Annotated in this window: 9 protein-coding genes; all 9 read right to left on the reverse strand. The window is 44.8% G+C overall.

Features of this window, described 5'->3' with window-relative positions; genetic code table 11:
* Window positions 1-78: 78 nt before the first annotated feature.
* The 9 genes from MKY35_RS19590 to MKY35_RS19630 all read right to left on the reverse strand — a co-directional run bounded on the left by MKY35_RS19590 (window position 79) and on the right by MKY35_RS19630 (window position 24,141).
* Window positions 79-1,389, reverse strand: a complete 1,311-nt coding sequence (locus tag MKY35_RS19590; protein ID WP_342434388.1) for a replication-associated recombination protein A — start codon at window positions 1,387-1,389, stop codon at window positions 79-81.
* A gap of 358 nt (window positions 1,390-1,747) precedes the next feature.
* Window positions 1,748-3,889 carry a UvrD-helicase domain-containing protein gene (locus MKY35_RS19595; protein WP_342444607.1) on the reverse strand — a complete coding sequence of 714 codons (2,142 nt, stop codon included), beginning with the start codon at window positions 3,887-3,889 and terminating at the stop codon, window positions 1,748-1,750.
* Between the two features lie 300 nt (window positions 3,890-4,189).
* The gene (locus MKY35_RS19600) at window positions 4,190-6,007 is read right to left on the reverse strand and encodes an ABC transporter ATP-binding protein (RefSeq protein WP_342444608.1); all 1,818 of its coding nucleotides are present in this window, start codon (window positions 6,005-6,007) and stop codon (window positions 4,190-4,192) included.
* Between the two features lie 97 nt (window positions 6,008-6,104).
* A complete protein-coding gene (locus MKY35_RS19605; protein WP_029515737.1) occupies window positions 6,105-7,403 on the reverse strand; it encodes an NCS2 family permease in 1,299 nt (432 codons plus the stop codon).
* A 174-nt stretch (window positions 7,404-7,577) separates the two neighbouring features.
* Window positions 7,578-8,327 (reverse strand): tRNA threonylcarbamoyladenosine dehydratase, encoded by a 750-nt coding sequence (locus tag MKY35_RS19610; RefSeq protein ID WP_029515738.1) that lies wholly within the window; start codon window positions 8,325-8,327, stop codon window positions 7,578-7,580.
* Between the two features lie 152 nt (window positions 8,328-8,479).
* A complete protein-coding gene (gene aspS, locus MKY35_RS19615; protein WP_029515739.1) occupies window positions 8,480-10,258 on the reverse strand; it encodes an aspartate--tRNA ligase in 1,779 nt (592 codons plus the stop codon).
* 85 nt (window positions 10,259-10,343) lie between these two features.
* On the reverse strand, window positions 10,344-11,588 hold the full coding sequence (gene hisS / locus MKY35_RS19620; protein WP_069012464.1) for a histidine--tRNA ligase: 1,245 nt from the start codon (window positions 11,586-11,588) through the stop codon (window positions 10,344-10,346).
* A 596-nt stretch (window positions 11,589-12,184) separates the two neighbouring features.
* Complete coding sequence (locus MKY35_RS19625; protein ID WP_342444609.1) at window positions 12,185-17,140, reverse strand: SDR family NAD(P)-dependent oxidoreductase; 4,956 nt, start codon at window positions 17,138-17,140, stop codon at window positions 12,185-12,187.
* Window positions 17,137-24,141 carry a beta-ketoacyl synthase N-terminal-like domain-containing protein gene (locus MKY35_RS19630; RefSeq protein ID WP_342444610.1) on the reverse strand — a complete coding sequence of 2,335 codons (7,005 nt, stop codon included), beginning with the start codon at window positions 24,139-24,141 and terminating at the stop codon, window positions 17,137-17,139. The genes MKY35_RS19625 and MKY35_RS19630 overlap by 4 nt, the downstream gene beginning before the upstream one ends.
* Window positions 24,142-24,156: the final 15 nt, after the last annotated feature.

The following is a 24,156-nucleotide window of genomic DNA, read 5'->3' on the forward strand; positions in this document are numbered from 1 at the left end:
TCCCCTTCTTCGCACTTGCACGATCATGGCGTAACGTGACGATATCGTACACACTCTGTATATTAAGTCGCACATATATTAAGACTGTGAATCCCGCCAGCGCTGGTTTTGCCTGATTTTTGACTCATTCCCCTGCTCAGTAGCCTGATAGAAGGTTTGGTCTGCTATCGCATCGGGCAAATATTGCTGCTTCACATAATGATTCGGATAATTATGTGGATATTGGTAGCCAACATGACCGAGCTTTTCCGAGCCTTTGTAGTGTGCGTCACGCAAATGGAGTGGCACCTCAGCCGATTTGATATCGTCCATAGCCGACATGGCCCGTGAAATCGCCGTATATACAGCATTCGATTTGGGGCTTTCCACAGCGAACAAAATAGCCTGTGCAATGTTCAGCTTGGCCTCGGGCCAGCCGTTATTGCGATAGGCTTCAAGCGCACTCACCGCTTGCACCATTGCCTGCGGGTTCGCCAGACCAATGTCCTCGCTGCTTGCCGCGATGAGGCGGCGGATAAAGGTCATCGGGTCCATACCGAGTTTTTCTACGGCGTACAGGAACCAGAACAGCGCGGCATCGCTGGAGCCGCGAATGCTTTTGTGGAAGGCCGACAACACATCATACTGCGTGGATTCATCTGCTTTGACAATCGGGCGGCGAATGGATTCCTCAGCGACTTCCAGTGTCACGTGAATCGTGCCGTCTGCCAGCGGAGGCGTTGTGAGCGCCGCCAGTTCCAGCGCGTTTAAAGCGCGGCGGATATCGCCGTTCGCCATGGAAGCGATGTGAGCCAGTGCAGCTTCATCGACCTGGAGCTGCATGTAGCCAAGCCCTTTGTCCGCATCGCTTAAGGCGCGGCGCATAGCAGCCAGCGAATGTTCCTGCGTTAGCGCTTCAAGCTGGAACAACGTAGAACGGCTCATTAAAGCGCCGTTGACGTAGTGAAAGGGATTTTCAGTCGTGGCGCCAATAAACACGATCGTGCCCTTTTCCACCGCAGGCAGCAGTGCATCCTGACGTGAACTGTTAAAACGATGTACCTCATCGAGAAACAGAATGGTTTTTTTGCCATACATCGATTTATTCGTCTGTGCAAGATCAATGACTTCTCTTACGTCTTTCACAGATGCTTCTACAGCATTCAGACGTACAAAATCGCCTTGCGTGTGTTGCGAGATGATATGTGCCAGCGTTGTTTTTCCGCATCCCGGTGGTCCGTACAACAAAATAGAAGAAACCTGATCTGCCTCTATGGCTCTTCGCAGCAACTTACCTGGACCCACAACATGCTCCTGTCCAATATATTCATCCAGTGAAGTCGGACGCAAGCGATCCGCAAGCAACCGATTGCTTGGCGTTGACTCTTGGGAATATGAAAATAAGTCCATTTCTTTCACTTCCTTATGATTTATGAACGAACACTTTCTTTTATCTTTGAAAACATACTATATTAGGTTCGCTCATAGGGTTGAAAAACATGAAAATTCAAGTCATCTATAATTCTGATACGGTGTAAACCGACTCTTATTCTACCATATCCGTTAACAAGTTGCAGATAGCATGGTCATGGCACAGCTGTAGGTCTTCAAGTCAGTCGCCCATAAAAAAGAAAGAACAGCCTTAGACGAAAGATGATTTCGTGGCTGTTCTTCGACTGGCATGATTTCATAATTTCCATCACTAAGATAAACAGTAAACAAAAAGGAATACAACAACTCAGGCGGTACTTTACAACGCTTTTTCTGTTTACTCCGTCTGTGCCTGTACGTAACTAGGAAGTGAGCCATCATGCAATAGCCACAACTCATGCAGCGCACGGGTACATCCTACATACAGCAGTTTGGCATCCCATGCCCGTTCTCCATAATGCTCATGGTCGGCATCCGCCACAATAACTGCATCGAACTCCAGACCTTTGGATAGGTACACAGGCAGTACCGACAAACCGCCTTCATATTGCTTTTTACCACCGTCAATCAAATTCACATCCATCCCCGCACTTGTGAAAACCTCATGCAGTTCCACAGCCTCTTTTAAGGTACGTGTCAGCACAGAAACAGTACGATACTCCCTGGAGGACAGTTCTTTTAGAGCGGTGAGCAAACTCTGCTCACGTACCGATGAGTCGTAAGATATAGTGCGCACCGGATCGCCACTACGAAATACTGGAACTGCCGTAATACCGCCGCGAACTCCCTGCTCCAAAATCGTGTTTGCAAATTCTATAATTTCCAAGGTTGATCTATAGCTCCGCGTAAGCGCAAAATACCCGGTATGTTCCGGTGCAAAAAGAGAACTCATTTCCTCCCATGCATGTACGCCACGGTATTCATGAATGCCCTGCGATAAATCGCCCAGTATAGTAAAGGAATGTCCTTTGACGAACAAATCCAGCAATGCGATATGAAAAGGTGAAAAATCCTGCGCTTCATCAATGACCACATGGTCAAAACGTTGAGATGATTCTACCTCATGAATCAGCACGTGGAGATACACTAACGCAGTCAGATCTTCTTCACGGATAATCTGTTTTCGCAGATCCGACTGTGTAGCCTTAAAAATAGCAGTCGGCAGAGAAGCCTTCATCTCCGCAGCCGTATCTGCGGGTAACCCTTTAGCTGCTTGAAAAAGCTGCTTGTAGAGCGTCAGTGCGTCGTATTGTGGCCATTTTTTAGCATATGCCTTTTCCCGTGCCCCTGCCTTTTTCTTCCGTTCCTTGAGTGCTGCCGCCGAAGGCGACTTTTTCAGCTCCATTTCAATCCAGCGGTGCACTCTTGCCAGCACACGCTCCTTCCGCTTCGCGAGCGGATAAGGCTTATACTCCTCATTAAACCAATTCAAAATCTCAGCTCGCGGCAGCATCGCTCCATCCCATGGTGAAAAATCCTCCTCGGGAACGGAAATGGGCTCCAGTCGTTCAACAAAAGCTTGAAGTAACTCCATAAAGTGAACTGAACCCTTGAATCTTCCCGGCGCCTCATCCATGGATTCCTCTCTCAGACTGCCACTCTCAAACCAATAAGATAATGTTTCGGCAGGATCAGCCAAAGGTAAATCCAAACCCAACAAGTCCAGCGCCCAGTCTGCAAATGTACTTTGCTGAATATCCCCGACCCCCAGCTCAGGAAGTACATCTGAAATATAGTCGAGAAACATATGGTTGGGTGCGAAAATGACCATTTTGTCCGCTGATACCTGATCCTTGTATTGATACAGCAAAAATGCGAGACGATGCAGCGCTACCGTCGTCTTGCCACTACCCGCTACCCCCTGAATAACGAGGGCTGTATTTTTAGCCGCGCGGATGATCTGATCCTGCTCCGCCTGAATGGTAGATACGATATCCCGTAAACGGTTATCCTTGTTTTCTCCCAAACGATAAACGAGAAACTCATCGGAAACTGCCGGCTCGTCGCTTTCACGATTATACGTATCGGCTACCCGTTCCAGGATTCTTTTCCGAATGACAACGTTGCGCTTCAGATAGACCAAACCCTCAATAGTTCCCTCAGGAGCTTCATAGGACGCGGTTTCTTCACCACCTGTAAACGAATAAAATAAGCTGGCAATCGGTGCACGCCAATCAATCACCAGCGGATACGCTGACGTTTCTTCACGCTCTACTCCAATTTTACCGATATAAAGCGGCTTCCGCTGCCCTCTGCCACGCTCGTCAAAATCCATACGCCCAAAATAAGGCTCCTGCGAGCTTTTGGCCAAAGCCTGACGTTTTTCCTCCCGTGCCGATTCCAGCACTTGCTCTGTAAAATCATGCCCAGTGTACACTGGCGTATTGCGAAGCCGTTCCAATCTCCGATCAATTTCCTCCATAGCAAGCGACAGCCTGTGCTGTTCTTCTTGATAGGCACTTTGAAACTCATTCTCCATTTCAGTTACCTCCTAAGAATATCAAGTCTCGATTTCTGCATCATCCACTTGCTCCGACACAAAAAAAGGAAAGTAAGCGTAACACATTTAACCATAAAAATCCAACCTTATTTCTAATCCCCCTATTTCCCTACTCTTTCACAAAAGTATGGAGCTTTTCGGCACCAGCGAAGCGGGTGATTTGAATCCGAAGAAGCGGAGCGTTCGCCTTTGCCTCTGAATTCCCCCCTGTTCTGAATACAATCAGAGGAATTCAGAGACAACAGCGATCGGAGGATCAAGTCACACGCGAAGCGGCCTCTAATACTCCATACTTCTCTCCCCCATCTCCACAAACTGCTTTTGAGCCAGCTCACGGTACACCTGATGGGACTCTAATAAATCTGTATGAGTTCCTGCACCGGTCACCTTGCCCTTGTCCAACACGATAATCTGGTCGGAGTGAACCACCGTAGACAAACGATGAGCAATGACAATCGTCGTGCGTCCTTCCATCAAGTTCGCTAGGGCCTTCTGTACCTCATGCTCAGAAGAGCTGTCCAGACTAGATGTAGCCTCATCCAGCATGAGGATGTCAGGGCTACGAAGAAGCGCACGCGCAATAGCGATCCGTTGACGCTGGCCTCCGGACAGCTTCATTCCCCGTTCTCCCACCTCAGTGTTGTAGCCCTGAGGTAGATCCATAATAAATGTATCCGCATACGCCATCGTAGCTGCTCGTCTCACTTCTTCCAAGTCAGCTTCGCGCCCCAAGCCATATGTAATGTTATCTCTGACCGTTCCGGTCATCATTGAGCTTTCCTGCGATACATAACCAATTTTGGAGCGCCAGGAGGAAAGTGTATATGACGATATCGGTTCGTCTCCATAACGAATTTCCCCTGTATCTGGCACATAAAAGCGCTCTAACAATGAAAATAAGGTGGATTTCCCACTCCCGCTCGGACCCACGAATGCTGTCGTCCGGTTAGCCGGAATGACCAAGTTTGCATTATGAAGAACCTCTTCACCTTCGGTATAGGAAAAGACAACATCACGAAGTATAATATCTCTGCTCTCTTTTGCCGCTTCCTGCTTCAACTCGAGCGGTTCCTCTTCATGATCTAAAATCGTCTGAATCCGTTCAGTAGCCCCAACCACCTTTTGCAGACGTGAATACAGAGTCGTGAATTGTGCCATCGGTGTGATCACCTGAAATAGCAGCAAAATAAATGCCACCAAATCCCCCGCGGTCAGCACACCCGATGCAACGCGAACACCACCAACCCCCAATATAATGACCAGTACTGCAGTCAACAAGAAGGTAGAAATTGGACCTACAAGGGCCAGGATACGTGACTCTTGCAAACCGAAGCGGAACATCCGGTAAATACGATCCTCACCAGCCTGAGCCTCTCTGCTTTCGGTTCCGTAGGCCTTCACCAGTCTGATTTCGCCGATAACCTGACTTAACACTGAGGTCAGATCTGCCATCTCATCCTGCTGTTTTTTGGAGATGCGGTACATTTTTCTGCCTACCGGAAATAAAATCAGAGCTGTTAGCGGAACAATAGCCATAATAATGAGCGTCATCACCCAATCCAGATAAAATAACAATGCAATACCACCAATAATTGCAATCACATTAGAAATCAAATTGACTAGATACTCCGTAATTAAGTTCATAATCAGGCTTGTATCATTGGTGACGCGACTCATCGTATCTCCTGACCGATTTCGATCAAAGTAAGGGATAGGTAGAGATAAGATTTTATGCCATAAGCGTTTGCGCAAATTAGCCACAATCTTATGCCCAGCATAGTTCAACATATAGATAGAAACTGCCGAAGCCACCGCTTGAATCACAAAAGCGCCAAGCAGACCAACAATGACCATACGGTTTAGTGAAGAAAAGGTCAAGCCATCAATCAACCCTTTAGTCATCATGGGTACGATTAAACCAGCCATGGTCTGAATCAGGGTCAGAATCAGGGCGATGATCAGAATGGCTTTGGGCGGATGCGCACTCGCAATCAATTTGATAAACCGCCCCATGCCAGCCTTATCCGGTCTTTTACCCGGCTTTTCCTTCATCCAGTCCTCCTGCTCTTCTTGGTGTATATGATGTTCTTTTTCCATATACCATCAACCTCGCTTCCTGTCTGACCATTCTTGTTCAAACAACAACACCCGCGCTCTGCGCGGGTATGAACAGTACAATCTATCTTCGAGTTTACTACACCAGAGAATGAAGCACAAAATTTGCCACAAACAGTACAGATATTATATATAATGCGATAGGTACTTCCTTGCCCCGTCCTGCTGCCAGCTTGGCTACGGGGTATGCAATAAAACCAAATGCCATTCCGTCCACAATACTATAAGTAAAGGGCATCATCACCATGATCAGAAATGCAGGAAACGCTTCAGTAAAATCACTGAAATCCATCTCTCGCACATTTTGCACCATTAGCCCCCCAATGATGATCAACACGGGTGCAATGGCACTATCAGGAATATAAGCCAACAGTGGAATAAAGAAAAACGTCGCCCCGAATAAAATAGCAGTTACCAGCGGTGTCATTCCCGAGCGTCCCCCTGCTGCAATACCAGCCGTCGATTCCGCAGCGGCTACCGCCGGACTGCTGCCCAAAATACCGGCAAAGATATTGGTTACAGCCAACACACGCAAGCTGTTTTTAAATAAATCCGGTCTACCAATCATGTTGGTTTGTGCAGTAATCATACCAATATTCTCGAATAGCACAATGAGTAGGAGCAAAAAGACAGCGATCCAGAAAGCTACCGAGACAATGCCTGAAAAGGAAAGCTCTCCAAACAATTGCCCATACTGTCGCACCGTTTCAGAGGTTCGTACCGTGCTTGTAGGCTCTACAGCTCCCAGTATATAAGCAAGCCCAGTTCCCGCCAAAATACTAATTAGTAAACCTCCCTGAACGTTACGCACAAACAATACAATAGCGAGCAGCAACGTTACACAAGCCGTAATTACCTTGGGATCATTAAAATGGCCAATAGCCACAAAAGTCGTCTGATGAGCAATCACGATGCCGCTTTTTTGCAATCCGATAAAGGTTAAAAACAAACCAATGCCTACCGTAATTCCGTGCTGCAAATTATGGGGAATCGCTTGGCTAATCAGCTTGTACAATGATGTAAAGGCCACAATGGCGAATATCACCCCTGTGACGGCAACTACCATCAACGCTTCCTGCCAGCTCAGCTTCATGGAATGTACCAGCGTGTAAGTGAAAAAAGCATTAATTCCCATCCCTGGTACAACGACCATTGGAGATTTCCCACCAAAAGCCATCAGTAGACAGCCGATCATCGATGTAAGCAGTGTCCCGAGCATCGCCCCTTGGAGGGGAATCCCGGCATCTGACAAAATAGTCGCATTAACCATAACAATGTATACCACGGAAAAATAAGAAATGGCCCCAGCGGCTAATTCCTTTTTCCAATGATGCTCGGGCTTGTAACCGAGACTTCTGGACCATAGTCCATCCTTCATACCAAAACCCTCCAGCAAGTTGTTCAATCTGTTTACAGTAAGCTGCACTTTTTCAAAACAAAAAAGAGCTGTAGCAACTGTGACACAAAGGATGTGATGCACAGAACTACAGGTCTTAAAGTGAATACATACTGCTGTAAATCTACGAATGCACTGCCATGCTATTTTTACAACTTACACACCAGCGTGTTCTAATAAATCCTTCACGGCTACACTAACCATGATCAGTCCTGCTACCGGAGGTACAAAGGCATTGCTTGCAGGCGGCTGCTTCGCTTTCCGGATTTCAGGTGCGTTGGCAGGTACAATTTTTTTTGTAATTTCTTCACGTGGCTTCTTTGGTTCCTCATCGGAGAATACAACCTTGACGCCTTTGGTAATGCCTTCCTTACGCAACTTGGTGCGGATGACACGGGCAATCGGGTCCATTCTGGTTTGGGAAATATCCGCTACTTGAAAACGACTTGGATCCATTTTATTCGCAGCGCCCATACTGGAGATCAGCGGAATCCCCCGTTTCAGGCATTCCTTAATCAAATGAATTTTGTAAATAATCGTATCTGAAGCATCCAGCACATAATCCAGTTCGTACTTAAATAACTCCTCATACGTTTCTTCCGTATAAAACATGTTCAGTGCAATCGCTTCACATTCAGGATTAATCAGCTTCACACGCTCTACCATCAGATCCGCCTTTTTTTGACCTACCGTTGTTGTCAACGCATGTATCTGGCGATTAATATTGGTGATATCTACAACATCTTTATCAATCAAAATGATACGTCCAACACCTGTGCGCGCCAGTGCTTCCACTGCAATCGAACCGACACCGCCGATACCCAGCACGGCCACCGTGCTATTTTTCATAACCTCTAGACCTTCAGTTCCGATAGCCAGTTCCGTTCGTGAAAATTGATGCAACAATATGGTATATCCTCCCTCACTGATTTAAACTCTATACTTGAACTCCAGCATACAAACCACGAACCCATTATCCATAAAAGGGTAACGGGTTCACGGCATTCTATAATCTATCCACAAGCCACTCGGTGCGCTTGCAAAGACAAACGTTCATCTTAAGCTTTAGGAGTAACAGGTTTCGGGGCAAGACGGATGTGAAGCTGTTCCAATTGAGCTTGATCCACTTCGCTTGGTGCATCCATAAGCAGGTCTGTCGCACTGGCTGTTTTCGGGAATGCAATGGTTTCACGCAGGTTTGTACGACCTGCAAGCAGCATCACAAGACGGTCAAAGCCGAAGGCAATGCCACCATGTGGAGGCGTACCATATTCAAATGCATCCAGCAAGTAACCGAATTTATCCTTCACTTCTTCAGGCGGCAGGTTGAGCGCTTTGAACATTTTCTCCTGAACTTCACGCTTGAAAATACGCATCGAGCCACCACCCACTTCGTAGCCGTTCAGCACGATATCGTAGGCCTGAGCACGAACTTGACCTGGATCTGTGTCCAAGAGGGCCAGGTCTTCTTCCTTCGGACGAGTGAACGGATGGTGCTCCGCTACATAACGTTTTTGTTCTTCGTCATAGCCAAGAAGCGGGAAGTCTACGACCCAAGCAAATTTAAATTTGTTATCGTCGATGAGGCCCAAATGACGGCCAATTTTCAGACGAAGCGCGCCCAATACATCAGCAACTACCTTTTTATTATCGGCAGAGAAGAGTAACAGATCGCCTTCTTCAGCTCCCGTACGTTCTTTCAAGGCTTCGATTTCTTCCGGTGTGAAAAATTTAACGATAGGCCCCTTGAATTCGCCTTCTTTCACCTGAATCCAAGCCAAGCCCTTTGCTCCATAACGCGCTGCAAAAGGACCTAGGTCATCAATGTCCTTACGGCTCCACGTGCCACATCCCTTGGCATTGAGAACTTTAACTTCCCCGCCCTTTTCAATTACGGAAGCAAATACTTTCACACCACTGGTTGCCACGATATCATTGACATTAATCAACTCCAGACCAAAACGTAGGTCAGGCTTGTCTGATCCGTATTTATCCATCGCTTCTGCATGTGTAATCCGTTGGAACGGTGTTTCCAGTTCTACCCCAACGGTTTCTTTGAACAATTTCACCATAAGACGCTCCATCATAGGCAGCAAATCATCCTGTTGCATGAAGGAGGTCTCAATGTCGACCTGCGTAAATTCAGGCTGACGGTCAGCACGCAAATCTTCATCACGGAAACAACGTGCAATTTGGTAGTAGCGCTCCACGCCACCCACCATCAGCAATTGCTTGTACAGTTGTGGAGATTGCGGCAAGGCGAAAAACTCACCTTCATGTACCCGGCTAGGTACCAGATAATCACGGGCGCCCTCTGGGGAACTTTTTGTCAAAATCGGTGTTTCCACCTCAATGAAATCCTCACCGTCCAGGAAATCACGGAATACTTTTGCTGCTTTGGAACGCAGCTTCAAGGTCTGATGCATTTCCGGACGACGCAAGTCCAGATAACGGTATTTCAAACGCAGTGACTCGTCTACTTCCACGCCATCTTCAATGAAGAACGGAGGTGTTTTGGATGCATTCAATACTTCGATTTCAGTGACACGCACTTCAATTTCACCTGTAGGCAGGTTCGGGTTAATCGTTTCTGCATCCCGTTTGACAATGGTACCAGTAACCTCAAGCACATACTCACTACGAACACGGTCCGCAATTTGCAGTGCGTCACCGGAATATGCCGGATTAAATACGATTTGTACAATTCCGCTACGGTCACGCAGGTCTATAAAAAGTACGCCCCCCAAATCACGACGGGTTTGTACCCAACCGTTCAATGTAACTGTTTCTCCGATATGCGCATGAGTCAATGCGCCGCATTGATGACTCCTTTTCATAATACACACTCCTGTTTATGTTTAGTAGTTAATGCTATATGACAGCCAGAGGGAGACTCCCCCTGACTGATGTTACACATCTTCTTTATCCTAGTTCTTCCACCAGCTGATCCAGCTTAACAGTGCGCTGCTCGCCCGTTTCCATGTTTTTCAGTGCAATTTCACCTTGAACCAGCTCATCTTCACCCAGAATCGCAGTATACCTTGCTTTAAAGCGATCGGCTGATTTCATCTGCGCCTTCATTTTACGACCCAGATAATCTCGTTCTGCGGAAAATCCAGCTTGACGCAATTTGAATAGTTGTTTGGTTACTTCCGTTTCTGCCGCCTCACCCAACGCCACCATATAGATATCTAACGGCTTGGATTCGTTCAGTTTGACACCTTGATGCTCCAAAATCAGCTGGATTCGCTCCAGTCCAATACCAAAACCAATCCCTGGCTGATCCGGTCCGCCCAGATCTCCAACCAATCCGTTGTAGCGGCCGCCTCCACCAATCGTGTCTATGGCACCAATTCCTTCAGCTTTGAATTCGAACGCTGTCAACGTATAATAATCCAGCCCCCGTACCAAGCGCGGGTTAACTGTATATTCCACACCCATGGCATCCAAATTTTGCTTCACTTTCTCAAAATGTGTGCGAGATTCCTCGTCCAAGCTATCCAAAATCGAAGGTGCACCTCCAAATTTGTCCTGGTCATCTTTGCTATCCAGCACTCGCAGCGGATTACGCTCAATGCGTGCTTGGCTCTCCTTGGTCAACGTATCCTTAATTGGCATCAAGAAGTCCACCAGATGCTGCCGATAAGCTGCGCGGCTGGCTGCATTACCGACGGAGTTAATCTCCACCTGTACTCCTTTCAGACCCAGTTCACGGCAGAATTGATACCCGAAAGCAATAACTTCTGCATCCAGTGCCGGATCGACCGCCCCAAATGCTTCAATTCCAAATTGGTGAAACTGGCGCTGACGCCCAGCCTGTGGACGCTCATAACGGAACATTGGACCGATATAATACAGCTTAGTTACATCCGGCTCCCCGTATAGTTTGTTCTCCACATAGGAGCGGACAACCCCTGCTGTTCCTTCCGGACGCAAAGTCATGCTGCGCTTCCCTTTATCCTCAAAAGTATACATTTCCTTTTCCACTACATCCGTCGTTTCACCCACACCTCGAACGAACAAATTCGTTTGTTCGAACATTGGTGTACGAATCTCTCGATAATTAAAGCGGCGGCTAATCTCACGGGCTTTTTCCTCGACCACTTGCCATTTTTCTACACTGCCCGGCAGCAAATCCTGTGTTCCCGTCGGTTTTTGAAAGGCCATTAACGTATCCCCCCATCGTTGTATTTCATATTGTGCTCTTTCTTCTTACTCCACTTTCAATATAAAACAAAAAATCCCTCGTCCTGTTAACATTAACAGGGACGAGGGATTGTCGTTTACAAATCACCCGTGGTACCACCCACATTCCGGAGTTTGTCCAGACAACCAGCATAAAATCACTCATTGCCCGTCAGCAGTATACTGACTCCGCTCATACGTATAACGCCCGTAACGCGCAGTACGGCTATTATGCAGGACCATCCACTGTCGGCACAATTACAATGTACTTTCAGTAGGGTTTCCTCAATTGTTCGCCGCCTGTTCTCGGGGAGGTCATTCATCCGTTCATCAAGGGAATTTTTACAGCCTGGAAATTCCTCTCTGCGCTTGTGGGTTCGGAGTACTTGGTCCCGTCATCAAATCATTTTTCATTATTTTATGATTTTAATGAACCGCTTCGACAAAGTCAAGACATTCTATAGCTTCTCTGCAACTTTGTATCATTGTCACACATGGACACGAAGAGTTTCAACAAATAAAAAAAGCAGTCCTAGGCTTTAAAGCCTAAGACTGCTTCTTTAAGTGTTTTATTCTAACTATACTTCTGTCTGCTCAGCGAAATTCCAGCAATTCTCAAGTCTATCTTCACGTTTTACAACCATGGAACGCCTTCTTAGTAGAGGGTGTAATGGTAAAGCTGCGGTTGTAGCAACATTGAACAAAGGCCCTTCAATTGCTGGGTGGACCGTCTCATGTGGAACCCAGTAACGTTCTTTGGTAAAAGGATAAGACGGCAGATGAAGGCGATGCGGCTTATCCTCCCCGTATAACCTGCTCCAATCAACATGTAAGCCTCCTACCCACAACTGGGCTATACCTTCCATATCACCTGAACCGATGTATGTCTCCAAAATAAAATCCAACTTGTCTGAATCATGAGTCCATACTCTCTCTGGCCCTGTCTCTTCTCCCTGAATAAATTGCTCCATCTTATGAAGCAGCTCATCCACAGAAGAAACAACAAATGAAAGCCGCACAGGCATGGACTCCCGCCCAACTTGTAGCGTGTAGGCCAGTTCCCTTAGTCTTTCATAGCTTGCTCCCCGCTCTGATGAGCTATGAATCTTGAGAAATTGGAGCAGATTATGCACGATCTGCTTAAGGTTTTCCTCTTTCTTGGCTGAAAGTGGAATAATAACCAATGTTTCTGTGCCTGAAAGTGAGCTTGTTCCCTTCGTTTCCGATGGTACATATTCTTCCAGAATAAGATGAGTATTACTTCCACTTGCCCCGAATGAGCTTATACCAGCCCGTCTAGGTAAAGAAGAGCATGCTCCGTTCATTTCGATTTCTGGTGCTACCCATGCTTCATTTTGTTGCTGAATTTGAAAAAATGAATTTTTAAAATCAATATAGGGGTTGATTTCCTTGGCATGCAATGAAGGAAATAGCTCCTTATATTTAAATTGAAGCAGAATCTTAGTTAGTCCTGCAATGCCCGAAGCAGCTTCTAAATGCCCGATATTCGATTTAATAGACCCTATCACACACTGTTGTTTGTTAAGCCCGCACTCACTAAAAGCCAATTCAAGGCCACGCATTTCTATCGGATCCCCTAATGAGGTCCCTGTGCCATGGGCTTCCACATAACCAATAGTTTGAGGATCAACCCCTGATTTCTTAATAGCGTTTGAAATGACTTCCGATTGGGCTACAGGATCCGGTACCGTAGCTCCCGAAGTTTTCCCAGCATGATTTACTGCAGAACCTTTAATGATTCCGTAGATGGAATAACCTTGCTTTTTTGCCTCGGCTAGACTGGTTAAAAGAATTGCTCCAACCCCTTCACCGGGAACGTATCCGTCTCCATCCTTGCCGAAGCTTCGGCATCTGCCGTCAGTCGAGAGAAACTGAGCTTGCTTCAAAAAAAGGTATTTGTGGGGATGAGTAACTAGGTTAACACCACCTGCAACAGCATAGTCACATTCTCCCTGTCTAATGCTCTCACATGCCAAGTGAATAGCAGTAAGAGAAGAAGAACACATTGAGTCTACAGCCATGGATGGCCCATGAAAATTCAGACAATACGAAACCATATTAGCTATTGATGAAGCTGCAATCCCAAATGCTAATGGCGTTCCACGCTGCGTCATCTCCGCACTAAACAGTTCATAGTTATTCCAAAATACCCCTGCAAATACCCCCACACTCTGATCACTGGTGGAGGGATATTGATGATGACTTTTATCAAGCGAGAACCCCGCGTCTTCACAAGCTTCCCAAGCTGTCTGCAAAAACATTCTTGCCTGGGGGTCCATCATTTCCGCTTGTGCAGCTGATATATTAAAAAATAACGGATCAAACTCATCGATTCTGCCCAGGAAGCCGCCGTGATTATAGATCTCTCTAACATCATAAGACAGTTTATTGTCCCGCCAACGCTCGGTAGGAACATTGGAAATACAATCCTTTCCCTCTTTTAAATTAAGATATAATTGCTCTATGTTATCTGCCATAGGATATTTGCCAGATAGCCCCACAATAGCAATGTCATCATGTTGACTTCGCTTTTTCTTAACACTTGATTCAGCTTCCTCTTCCTGATCCGCGTTCATTTCCGTTAACCTAATAGAGATACCTGGATTTATCGTTATATTAGATTTCATCTGCTCCTTGATTGCTTGAACATTGCCATAGAGAACCACTGTATGAGTGCTCCCATTTGCCAATACAGCATCCAGTATATGAAGCCCATTGGACGTAGGCAGTGCTTCGCTTCCTCCCGCTTTATACAGCAAATCCTGCATATCTTCACTGATCCGCATGCCGCCTTCAGACCACAATGGCCAATTCACCGTTATCGTTTGTCCACAGCGCTCTCCCCGTTCTACTCGACCCTGTCGTTCCCATGCAAATGCATCCATCCATCCATTTGCACTTGCATAATCGGCCTGTCCTAAATTTCCGGTAATAGCTGAAGCAGATGAAAAAATGACGAAGTATTCCAGCGCATCATGTTTTGTTGCCTGATCCAGATTCCAGATACCACTGACTTTGGGTCGAAACACCTCATGTGCTTCATCCATTTGTTTATTGATAATAAACTGATCTTTTACGACACCGGCAGCATGAACCACTCCCGTTACAAAACCCCAATGATCACGAATATTTGTCATTATCTTTTCTATAGCAGCCAGATCACCAACATCAGCCTGATAATACCGGACTTCTGCTCCCATTTGAACTAATGAGCGCATTTGCCTATTCTGTGGCTCAGTTAATCCGGATCTTCCAATCAATGCTATCTTAGCCTTACATCTAGCTAAATGATTGGCAACATGAAATCCTAATCCACCAAAACCACCAGTAATTACATATACACCTTGCTCTTTAAAGGGAGAAGCCATTTCCTGAAACTTTTTTTCATACAGTTTATTAACAAAACGTTCAGTAGAATCGGTTGGATACAAAACTGTCCGGGCACCATCTTCGAGATGATGGGCTTCCTGTATTAAAATATCCCTAATTTCCGCTGCCTGCCTTGTAGCCATATGTCTAATCATAATAATTTGACCATGAACTTTGTGATTTTCTAAAGAAGCTGTTTTCAGTAAACCCTCCAATGCATATACAGCTTTATGGTCTTTATCCACATCAGCAACAAGCTGAATCAGGATTTCGGAACTTCCTGATTTCTTAATGTGCGTCTGAATAAGATGAAAAACTTGTTCAAAACAATCCTCAAATTGCTGGATGGACTGTGTACTAACAGAATTAAGGTCTAATATTTTCCATGCATCGTTACTTTGCCGTTCGAACCAGGATAACAGCTTTTTGCTTCCGTTATACATGAGCGTGATATGGAGATATTCAGGATACTGCACTTGGGTTGCCGGTATCGATTCATGGCTCCAGAAACGTTCAAAGAGTAATGCTTGAGGCAAACTAGACTGTGGATCGACAGCAACTTGCGGTCCCTGGTCTGTATGCTCCTCCTTTTTCTCTATGAACGCAGTTCCGCTATGTTCAAATAAAAATTCAGTTAATGCTGTAATGTTAGGGTACTCAAACAAAAGTGTAGGGTATAATGCTCCGCTCACTTTCTCCTCTAAAACCTTTACCAGCTTCAACAATTCAATGGAATCCAATCCAAGCTCATAAAACCCTTGTTGTATTCCAATCTCACTGGCAGATACATGAAGAACCCTTGAAATTTCCTCTTGCAAATAACGTTCAATAGCAGTTTTAAGAGTACGTTCGTTCTGTACTGTGGGCGTATCATAATTGTCCTCGCTCCCCACATTTTCATTGAACGCTTGAGCATAATTTTCAAGTAAATATCCAGTCAGGCTGTCGATTGTGGAAAACTCAAATAGCAAAGTGGGATACATTATCGTGTCTACTCTTTCCTCCAATACTTTAACCAATCGGAGCAGTTCGATAGAATCCAATCCTAATTCGTAAAATCCTGCACACACTTCTATCGTATCTGCATCTACCTTGAGTACCTTGGCAATCTCTTGCCGCAGGAAATTCTCAATAGCGATTTTAGTAGTTAAAGAAGAGTATTCACTTTCTTCTATTCCCACATATTTATCTTTCGAAACAGGTTTTATTTGTTGAACAGATTGCGCTTTATCCTTCTCCTCAGGCAGAGAAACTACAGGTTCCATCAGTTTTTGAATCAGTTGGGCGTCTCGGATACGTTTAACTGAAAAATTGCGAAATTCAACAGCCACCTCACCTGTCTCACTATATACAGTGATATCTCGGGATATGAGATCTGGATTGATCAGTAGACCGTCTACAACTTCTCGTTCCTCTGTATACGTATAGATGGTGCTCGGAAGCCTTTGATAAATACAAAATCGTTCTATTGAAATAGGCATATAGGGCGAACCGTCCTGGTTCACCCAATGTTGCGTTCCATTTTTGGAAAAAGACATTCCTGCCATCGATGCCCCATCCAACAATGCAGCATGCGCATAAAAATAATCGGCATCATTTTTCGCTAGCTCACTTAGCTGGAGCTTCATTACTTCCTGATTGCCCCGTTGATAGACGTTTCCCAGTGTTTTCATAAACGTGAAATGCCGAATTTTACATCTGCGGGCCAATTCATACATCTCCTCCATGTCCCACTGCTCTGTGGCATCATCCGCGAAGGCGGCAATATCGGGGCATGGTTCTATGAAAATATGCTCTATTCTATACATCAAACAATTCATATTAATAACCTCAAATGTATCCACAGCTTCCTCATTCTTTACTTTTATACTGGTCACTTTCACCTCCCAATATCGTTCCTTTGGAATGAAAGCAACTAGAATCTGCTGGTCAAAATACTCGGATGTGATGATAGGCTGCATGAACAGGACATGACGTAATTCGATGGCCTGGGTTCCTAAATAGCAATCTGCCAGTCTATAGATCATATCCAGTAAAGCCACCCCGGGCAACGTGCGTATTTCATGCACTTGATGATCCCGTACAATTAAATTGTTATGAGTTAGCCGCTGTGCATAGGTTTTGGGAGTTGTTCCTTTACTCATTGCAGTTTCCCCTCCCTATAAATCTCAATGGGTTCAAAAAATCCCTGCTTCCATTCTTCCGCTTTCCGCGTGACCGGTTTTATGGACTCCGGAATATCCATTGGCTCTGGCCAATAGCGTCGGCGGTTAAAGCGAATCCCTTCATCATCTGAACTCAATACAGCCTGAAGTGCATGTGGAACACCCTCATTACTTACGATGATATGAGCATTATTCCCTCCAAGCCCAAATGAACTGATACCTGCACGTAAAATTCCCGCTATACCTGTCCACTTCGAATGGCGCTTTACAATATAAAACGGAGAGTCATCAAAATTAAACCGTGGGTTGGGATTGCTGCAATGCAGTGTTGCTGGCAGCTCTCCACTACTCATGGACAGTAAAACCTTGATGAAACTTGCTATCCCTGCTGCACTAATCAGGTGTCCAATATTACTTTTAACACTACCAATTCCGCAAAACTGTTTGTTACCTGTAAACTTTGAGAACACAGTTGTCAATGCTTTTAGTTCAATAGGATCACCGATAAGGGTACCCGTTCCATGGGCTTCCACATAGCTAATAGTCTCAGGATGAATATGGGCATCTGCAATCGCTTTTTCAATAAGTTCCTTCTGGGCCTCCGGGTTTGGAGTAGTGATACCCATGGTATTTCCATCATTATTGAGCGCTGATCCGTCAATGACACCATAGATTTTATTGTTATCCTTGATGGCTTGTTGCAGGCGCTTTAGAACGACTACGCCACATCCTTCGCCCACACCAATACCATTAGCATCGGCACTGAATGCCTTGGAGCGCCCTTCAGGAGATATGATATTAGCGGCTCCCAGAAGTTGGTATATGGTCCCATCCAATATAATGTCCACCCCTCCAGCCAGTGCAATCTCACTCTCACCGTTCAATACGCTTTTGGCCGCCACATGTATTGCGGTTAATGAGCTGGAACAAGCCGTATCTACTATCATATTAGGGCCTTTCAGATTATAGACATGAGCCAAATGGGCAGCAATAAAATTTTGACCAACACCGATAATGGTATCTTTATCGTTTTCTTTCAGCTTTTGATAATATTTATTGGTTCTCGCGCCCACAAATACACCCACTTGCTTATTCCATAAAGCTTCTTTCGTATATCCGGCATCTGCAATCGCACCCGCGCCACACTCCAGAATTTTACGCTGTAACGGATCAATTTGTATGGCAAGGGATGGAGGGATGTTAAAATAATCAGGATCAAAATCCTCAATTTGATCCATAAACCCACCCACACTCTCAATTGCTTTTCCGGCAAACGTTTGTCTAATATGCCCCACCCGTGAGATGGGGGCTTCACGTATACTATCCATACCATTCTTTAGATTAAGCCAAAATTCATATTTATTATGAGCATCCGGAAATTGACAATCAATTCCTATTACAGCTATTTTATCATTTTTATATAAATCGTTTTCTTCCCTGTCTAGGAACGCTATATTCTCTTCTAATAAGGGAGAAACGGGCTTCTGTTCACATTCTGTATTTGTTACTCCCTGTGCTTGACTTTCTATGTTAAAAAAAGTCTCAAGTATATCCGTGTGGTTCTCAGTTAGATAGGCTGTCAAACTTTTCATGGTTGGATACTCCAAAATTACGGACGGATCAAGTGAGACTTCCTTTAATTCATAGTCCATTCTGGTGATGACCTGAGCCAGCAAAATCGAATCCATTCCATATTGTTGAAATGGAGTATCCGGTTTGAATTCGGCTTTGTCAATTCTCAATTCTTTGGCAAAAAGTGAAACCAACCATGATTGTGTCTTTTCCGTAAGATCAATTTTATCCAGATATCCACTTCCTAGATTTTGCATGGGAGCCTGTACTGGCCCTCTCTCCTCTTTCACGAACTCTGTTACCGAGAGTCTCCGCTTCATTAACTGAGTAGGGTCCCATATAACCGGATTTACCCATGCAGGAAGAATGACTCGATAGCGGGAATCTGCCAGAAGGCTGTCCAACATATTCAATCCTTCTTCGTTGGACATACTGAGCAAACCTGCTTGTGTGTATGGTTTACTGGTGACCTCCCCCATCCCTACTTCCCTCCAGCTAGGCCACTGGATACTCATTATCGAACAAGGTCCTGTAACCGACTCAGCAAAATAATCCATATATGCATTGGCCATTGCGTAGTCGCTGATCCCTGCGCCAAGTGCTGGAATAATGGCAGACACTGAAGAAAATAGCACTAAGAAGCGCAGAGGCTCATTTCTGAAATTTTGATACATGACATTTAGACCCAGCACTTTGGGATTCAATACTTGTCCAATCACCTGTGGAGATTTTCTTATAAACGCCAGATTTTCCAAATCAGCCAGACCCGCACAATGAATGACGCCACCAATAGGACCCATAAAACGCTTGACGGTTTCCACCGTAATTCGCATGGCCTCCACGTCTGATAATTCAACCGATAGGACAAATACCTCTACTCCAAGGCGTTCGATACTTTGAATTGCACGTATCTTTGCAGCAGTTGCGCTATCCACAGCCTCAAGTGAATTCCATTGCTCCTTCGGCGGCAGTGGTTCCCTACCCGATAGCATCAGCTTCTTTACACCATAATGCTGTACAAAGTGACGCGCACAGAGTAGGCCTAGTCCTTTCGTTCCCCCTGTCACCCATAAAACATGATTTTCGGGGAATTTCCGTTCATGAACTGGATTGTGCTGTACATTGACTTCATTCAAAAACGCGCAATATCTCTGTCCATCGCGGTAAGACACTTCAGTATCCTCATTGTTGTCCATGTATTCGCAGGCAATTTGCTCTGCAAACAATCTATCAGCCATTCCAGATTGTCCATCCATATGACGTGAGCGGATATAGCTGTACTCGCTTTGCAGCATACGATACAAACCAACGTTCAAAGCTCCTGATAAATTGATTTTTTCATTCTGATAAGATTCCAAGTCTTTTGTAACACAAAGCAACATCAAATTGTTTCTATTCCCATACTCAATAAGCTTTTGCAGCCAGGAAATGTATTCAACTTCCGGCTCCTGAGCATAACCGCACCCAATCAGGTCAATACAGCCCGTATACTTATTCCACATGTGATCCTGCATCAACAGATCATCTTTAATTTCATCTCTACCTAATATTCGCACATCTGAAAAATAAGAAGCCAGACAGGCTGCAAGCTCTCCTGTATCATGAGTGGACAAGATTGCAACTGTACCAACGATATCACTTTTTCCGACAAGCGGACTTGCTGCCCATTGCTTCGTTGTATAAGACAATTTTCGAGTTTCTGATCTGTGATGATCGTCTATACTAGCTTTTCGCGAGTCTGGAGCAATGGTGGCCGCATCTGAGATAGTTTGTTTTTGGGGTACCCAAAATTTTTCCTTGCCAAAAGGATAGGTGGGTAATGAAACTCTAGAATATCCCCCATTTGCAAATAATTGATGGTAATTAAGCCCGTATCCTTGCACATACAATTCAGCTATAGTAGACAAATTTCTAGCGAAAAGAGTTTTATCATTTTCATTTATACATTTCGTAATACATTCATTTCCATGCTGTTTTAATTCCAGATCATCCCTATTCTCAGATCCATTCAGAGCGGAAACATACATATTCGCAGTTCTTCCCGTTTCCAGCCAGTTATCCAGTATATTAGCAAGCTCGCTCGTATGACTTACAATGCATGCCAGCCGATAATCAAGGTGTTTACGGCCCAGTAACAAGGTGTAACTCATATTACCTAAATCCGGCTCTTCCACCTTCTTGCAATAAGCGCTCAACTGATGGGCCTGCTGCTGCAACTGTTCTTCTGTTCGTGCAGACAGAACGATTAAATAACTGGAGACAGGTGCATAATGCCGATTCATTTCAGGAGCTTCTTCAATCACCATATGAGCATTGGTACCGCTGAATCCAAAAGAGCTTATGGCCGCGCAACGTTTTGTATTCCAAGGAACAGACCATTCCTTGAAACTTGTATTTACATAGAAGGGGCTATCGTCCATTTTAATATTCATGTTTCCATGTTGATAATGGAGGGAAGGAACCATTTGCCGATGCTGTAAAGAAAGTAATATTTTCAGCACTCCAGCTATACCAGAAGCATATTGGGTATGACCAAGATTCGATTTAATGGTACCTAACGCACAATAGCTCTTCTTATTGGTGTATCTAGTAAATGCCCGATTCAAGGCCTTATATTCTATAGGATCACCTAACTGTGTGCCTGTCCCATGCGCTTCAACCATTTGTATATTTTCTGGATGAATCCCAAAACGATCGAATACAGTTTGTTCCAAACGTTCCTGAGATTTCGCGCTTGGTGCCGTAATCCCATTAGTAAAACCATCCTGATTGACCGCAGTACCTTTAATGACACCGTATATGTGGTCACCATCGGCAATGGCCTCCTCTAAACGCTTCAGAACAACTACACCTGCTCCTTCGCCTGGCACAAATCCATCTGCTCTATCATCAAAAGCATGGCACCGTCCAGTTGGGGACAACATATTGGCACGATTAGAATACACATAAAAATTGGGAGTTGTCTGAATAAATATGCCGCCCGCCAAGGCCATGTCTATTTCTCTCGTCCAGAGCCCCTGACAGGCCATATGAATCGCTACCAGTGAACTGGAACAAGCCGTATCTACTGCAATCGCTGGTCCATGCAAATCTAGGTAGTAGGAGATTCTGGCAGGGAGAATAGAACTAGCGTTTCCCCAAAAAGCTTGGGCTGGAGGGTTATCGTCGAGCCATTCTGCATAATCGGAAGGACCACAACCTACATAAACGCCACAGTCCTTACCCTGTATCCCCGAACCCGCATATCCAGCATCCTCCAAGGCTTTCCAAGACTCTTCCAGAAAAATACGTTGCTGCGGGTCCATGTATGCAGCTTCCAGTCCTGTAATATTAAAAAATCTGGGATCAAATCGGTCAATATCTTCTATAAAACTACCATAGTTACAATACTCTTTCCCTTGATCGTAATACTGGGATAAATCCCACCGGGATACCTCCTGGATTAAGTCATTTCCATGAACCAAGTGATCCCACAATTCCTCAACCGATGCCGACTGGGCAAAGCGCCCGCTTATACCAATAATGGCGATATCATCTTTTTTATCTTGTATTGGAATTCCTTCAGAAGTCTTTTTATTTAAAATAGAGTCATTTCTGGCAAGTGGACGGGCATTGTCGGTTGCTTTTGTTGTTTTTTCGTTGGCAGATATTCCTTTTCGAGACAAGCCGTCAGTTTGAAACCGGTTGGTCCATGTCCGTGCAACTACATCCTGATGCTGCGACAAAATATAGGAGGACAATTGACGAATGGAACTATAATCAAATAAATCAGTAGTTTCCAATTCAATGCCAAGCGTATGGTTAATCGCTTGAATAAATTGGACTCCCGTAATAGAGTCAATACCGTAATCAGAAAAGGACTCCTCAGAATCTATCATATTAACTTCGACTTTAAGAGTAATGGACAAATGTTGAAGCAAAGTTTCTTTTACAAAATACTGCACATTCTGTTTTGAAGAAGGCGATATCCGAGAAGGGACTGCTGGTGAAAACACTTCCTTATACTGTGACAAGATGTATGCTGTAAGCAAATTAACCGAGCTGTAATCAAACAGATCAGTGCTTTCAAGTTCGATGTGCAATATGCGATTAATGCTCTGCACCAATTGTGTTCCCGTAATAGAATCGACACCGAAATCGGAGAACGAATCATCATGGTCAATTAGGTGAGCCATTACCTTTAAAGATTCTGATAATGTATGGACAATGCATTCTTTCACATATGTTTCGATGTCCATTCCATTCGATTTAAGATTGGTCTGTGTTGGGGCACCAGATGATGGTTGACTTGAAACCGACGTTCTTCCCCTGTCCCGCTTCGTACCTCGAGTGACCTGAACTATACCATCACTTTGCGCACTAATAATCTGCTGCCCAAGCTGGGTTTCTTCCGCTGCCAAAAAGCCAACATGGTGATACCCTTCGATTTCCAATAGTTTTTTCCACTGAGTTGGATATAAGCCTGGACATCCCTGAATACGTACGGCAGGATCTTCATACATCCACCATCCCTCCAACAAACCGAAGGTCAGATGAGTAAAGATGGATTTGTCTGAAATTTCATTTAAGAGAATCAGACCGTTATTAGAGATCAAGCTCTTAGCGTTGCGTAGGGTTCGCCGGATATTCCGGGTAGCATGCAATACGTTAGCCGCAATGACAATGTCATATTTCCCTACCTCAATCCCTTGCTCGGTTACGGCTTCTTCAATATTTAAAACCTCGAATTTCAGAAAAGGATTCTGTTCTCCATAAACTCGTTCCCCATGCTTTAGAAAAGCTTTGGAAATGTCTGTGTAACAATATTCCTCAACATATTGTTGGAATGGCTTTAGTTTATCGAGAACTATTGATGTTGTTCCTCCTGTTCCCGCACCAATTTCCAGAATACGTATTTTTGTTTCTCTATGTTGCTTTAGCCTATGTTCCAAGAAAGCAGTTACCTGATCCGAGAGCATTTCATTAAAATAATCAGCAACCTTGTTATGCTTGTAAATACCTTCGACAAGGTGCATGGAACCTTTGGGAAACATAATATCAGTTGCGGGAACTTTTCCGGTTAAGATTTCTGGTAGTGCTTTTAACGTAGCTTCAACCAGTAGAACCTGGGCTCTCAAATTAGCATCTTTAGTCCAATGCTGTTTGCTTTGTTCCCATTTCCCCCAAACTTCATGAATATCGGATACGGTAGAGACAACGGCCGGATTACGTGTAAAGATATCCAAACTTTCTTTCATCCATAATCTATATATCTCCTTTAATCCATAGCTTGCCCACAAACGATCATCTTCTGGATTTGCGTTCAGCAGCCCCATAGTACGCAACTGAGCCTGTAATATCTGAATTAAAAGTCTATCTACGGCTTTTATTTGTTCTCTGTAAATGTCGAATTGCTCACCATTCTTCATGGTTGTCCTCCTTGT

This window comes from Paenibacillus sp. FSL L8-0638 (assembly GCF_038593075.1).
Classification (GTDB): domain Bacteria; phylum Bacillota; class Bacilli; order Paenibacillales; family Paenibacillaceae; genus Paenibacillus; species Paenibacillus polymyxa_D.

What these genes read in the sequence shown, in the direction of transcription:
- MKY35_RS19590 (WP_342434388.1), bottom strand. Translation starts at nt 1,389, where the DNA reads ATGGACTTATTTTCATATTCCCAAGAGTCAACGCCAAGCAATCGGTTG.
- MKY35_RS19595 (WP_342444607.1), bottom strand. Translation starts at nt 3,889, where the DNA reads ATGGAGAATGAGTTTCAAAGTGCCTATCAAGAAGAACAGCACAGGCTG.
- MKY35_RS19600 (WP_342444608.1), bottom strand. Translation starts at nt 6,007, where the DNA reads ATGGAAAAAGAACATCATATACACCAAGAAGAGCAGGAGGACTGGATG.
- MKY35_RS19605 (WP_029515737.1), bottom strand. Translation starts at nt 7,403, where the DNA reads ATGAAGGATGGACTATGGTCCAGAAGTCTCGGTTACAAGCCCGAGCAT.
- aspS (WP_029515739.1), bottom strand. Translation starts at nt 10,258, where the DNA reads ATGAAAAGGAGTCATCAATGCGGCGCATTGACTCATGCGCATATCGGA.
- hisS (WP_069012464.1), bottom strand. Translation starts at nt 11,588, where the DNA reads ATGGCCTTTCAAAAACCGACGGGAACACAGGATTTGCTGCCGGGCAGT.
- MKY35_RS19625 (WP_342444609.1), bottom strand. Translation starts at nt 17,140, where the DNA reads ATGAGTAAAGGAACAACTCCCAAAACCTATGCACAGCGGCTAACTCAT.
- MKY35_RS19630 (WP_342444610.1), bottom strand. Translation starts at nt 24,141, where the DNA reads ATGAAGAATGGTGAGCAATTCGACATTTACAGAGAACAAATAAAAGCC.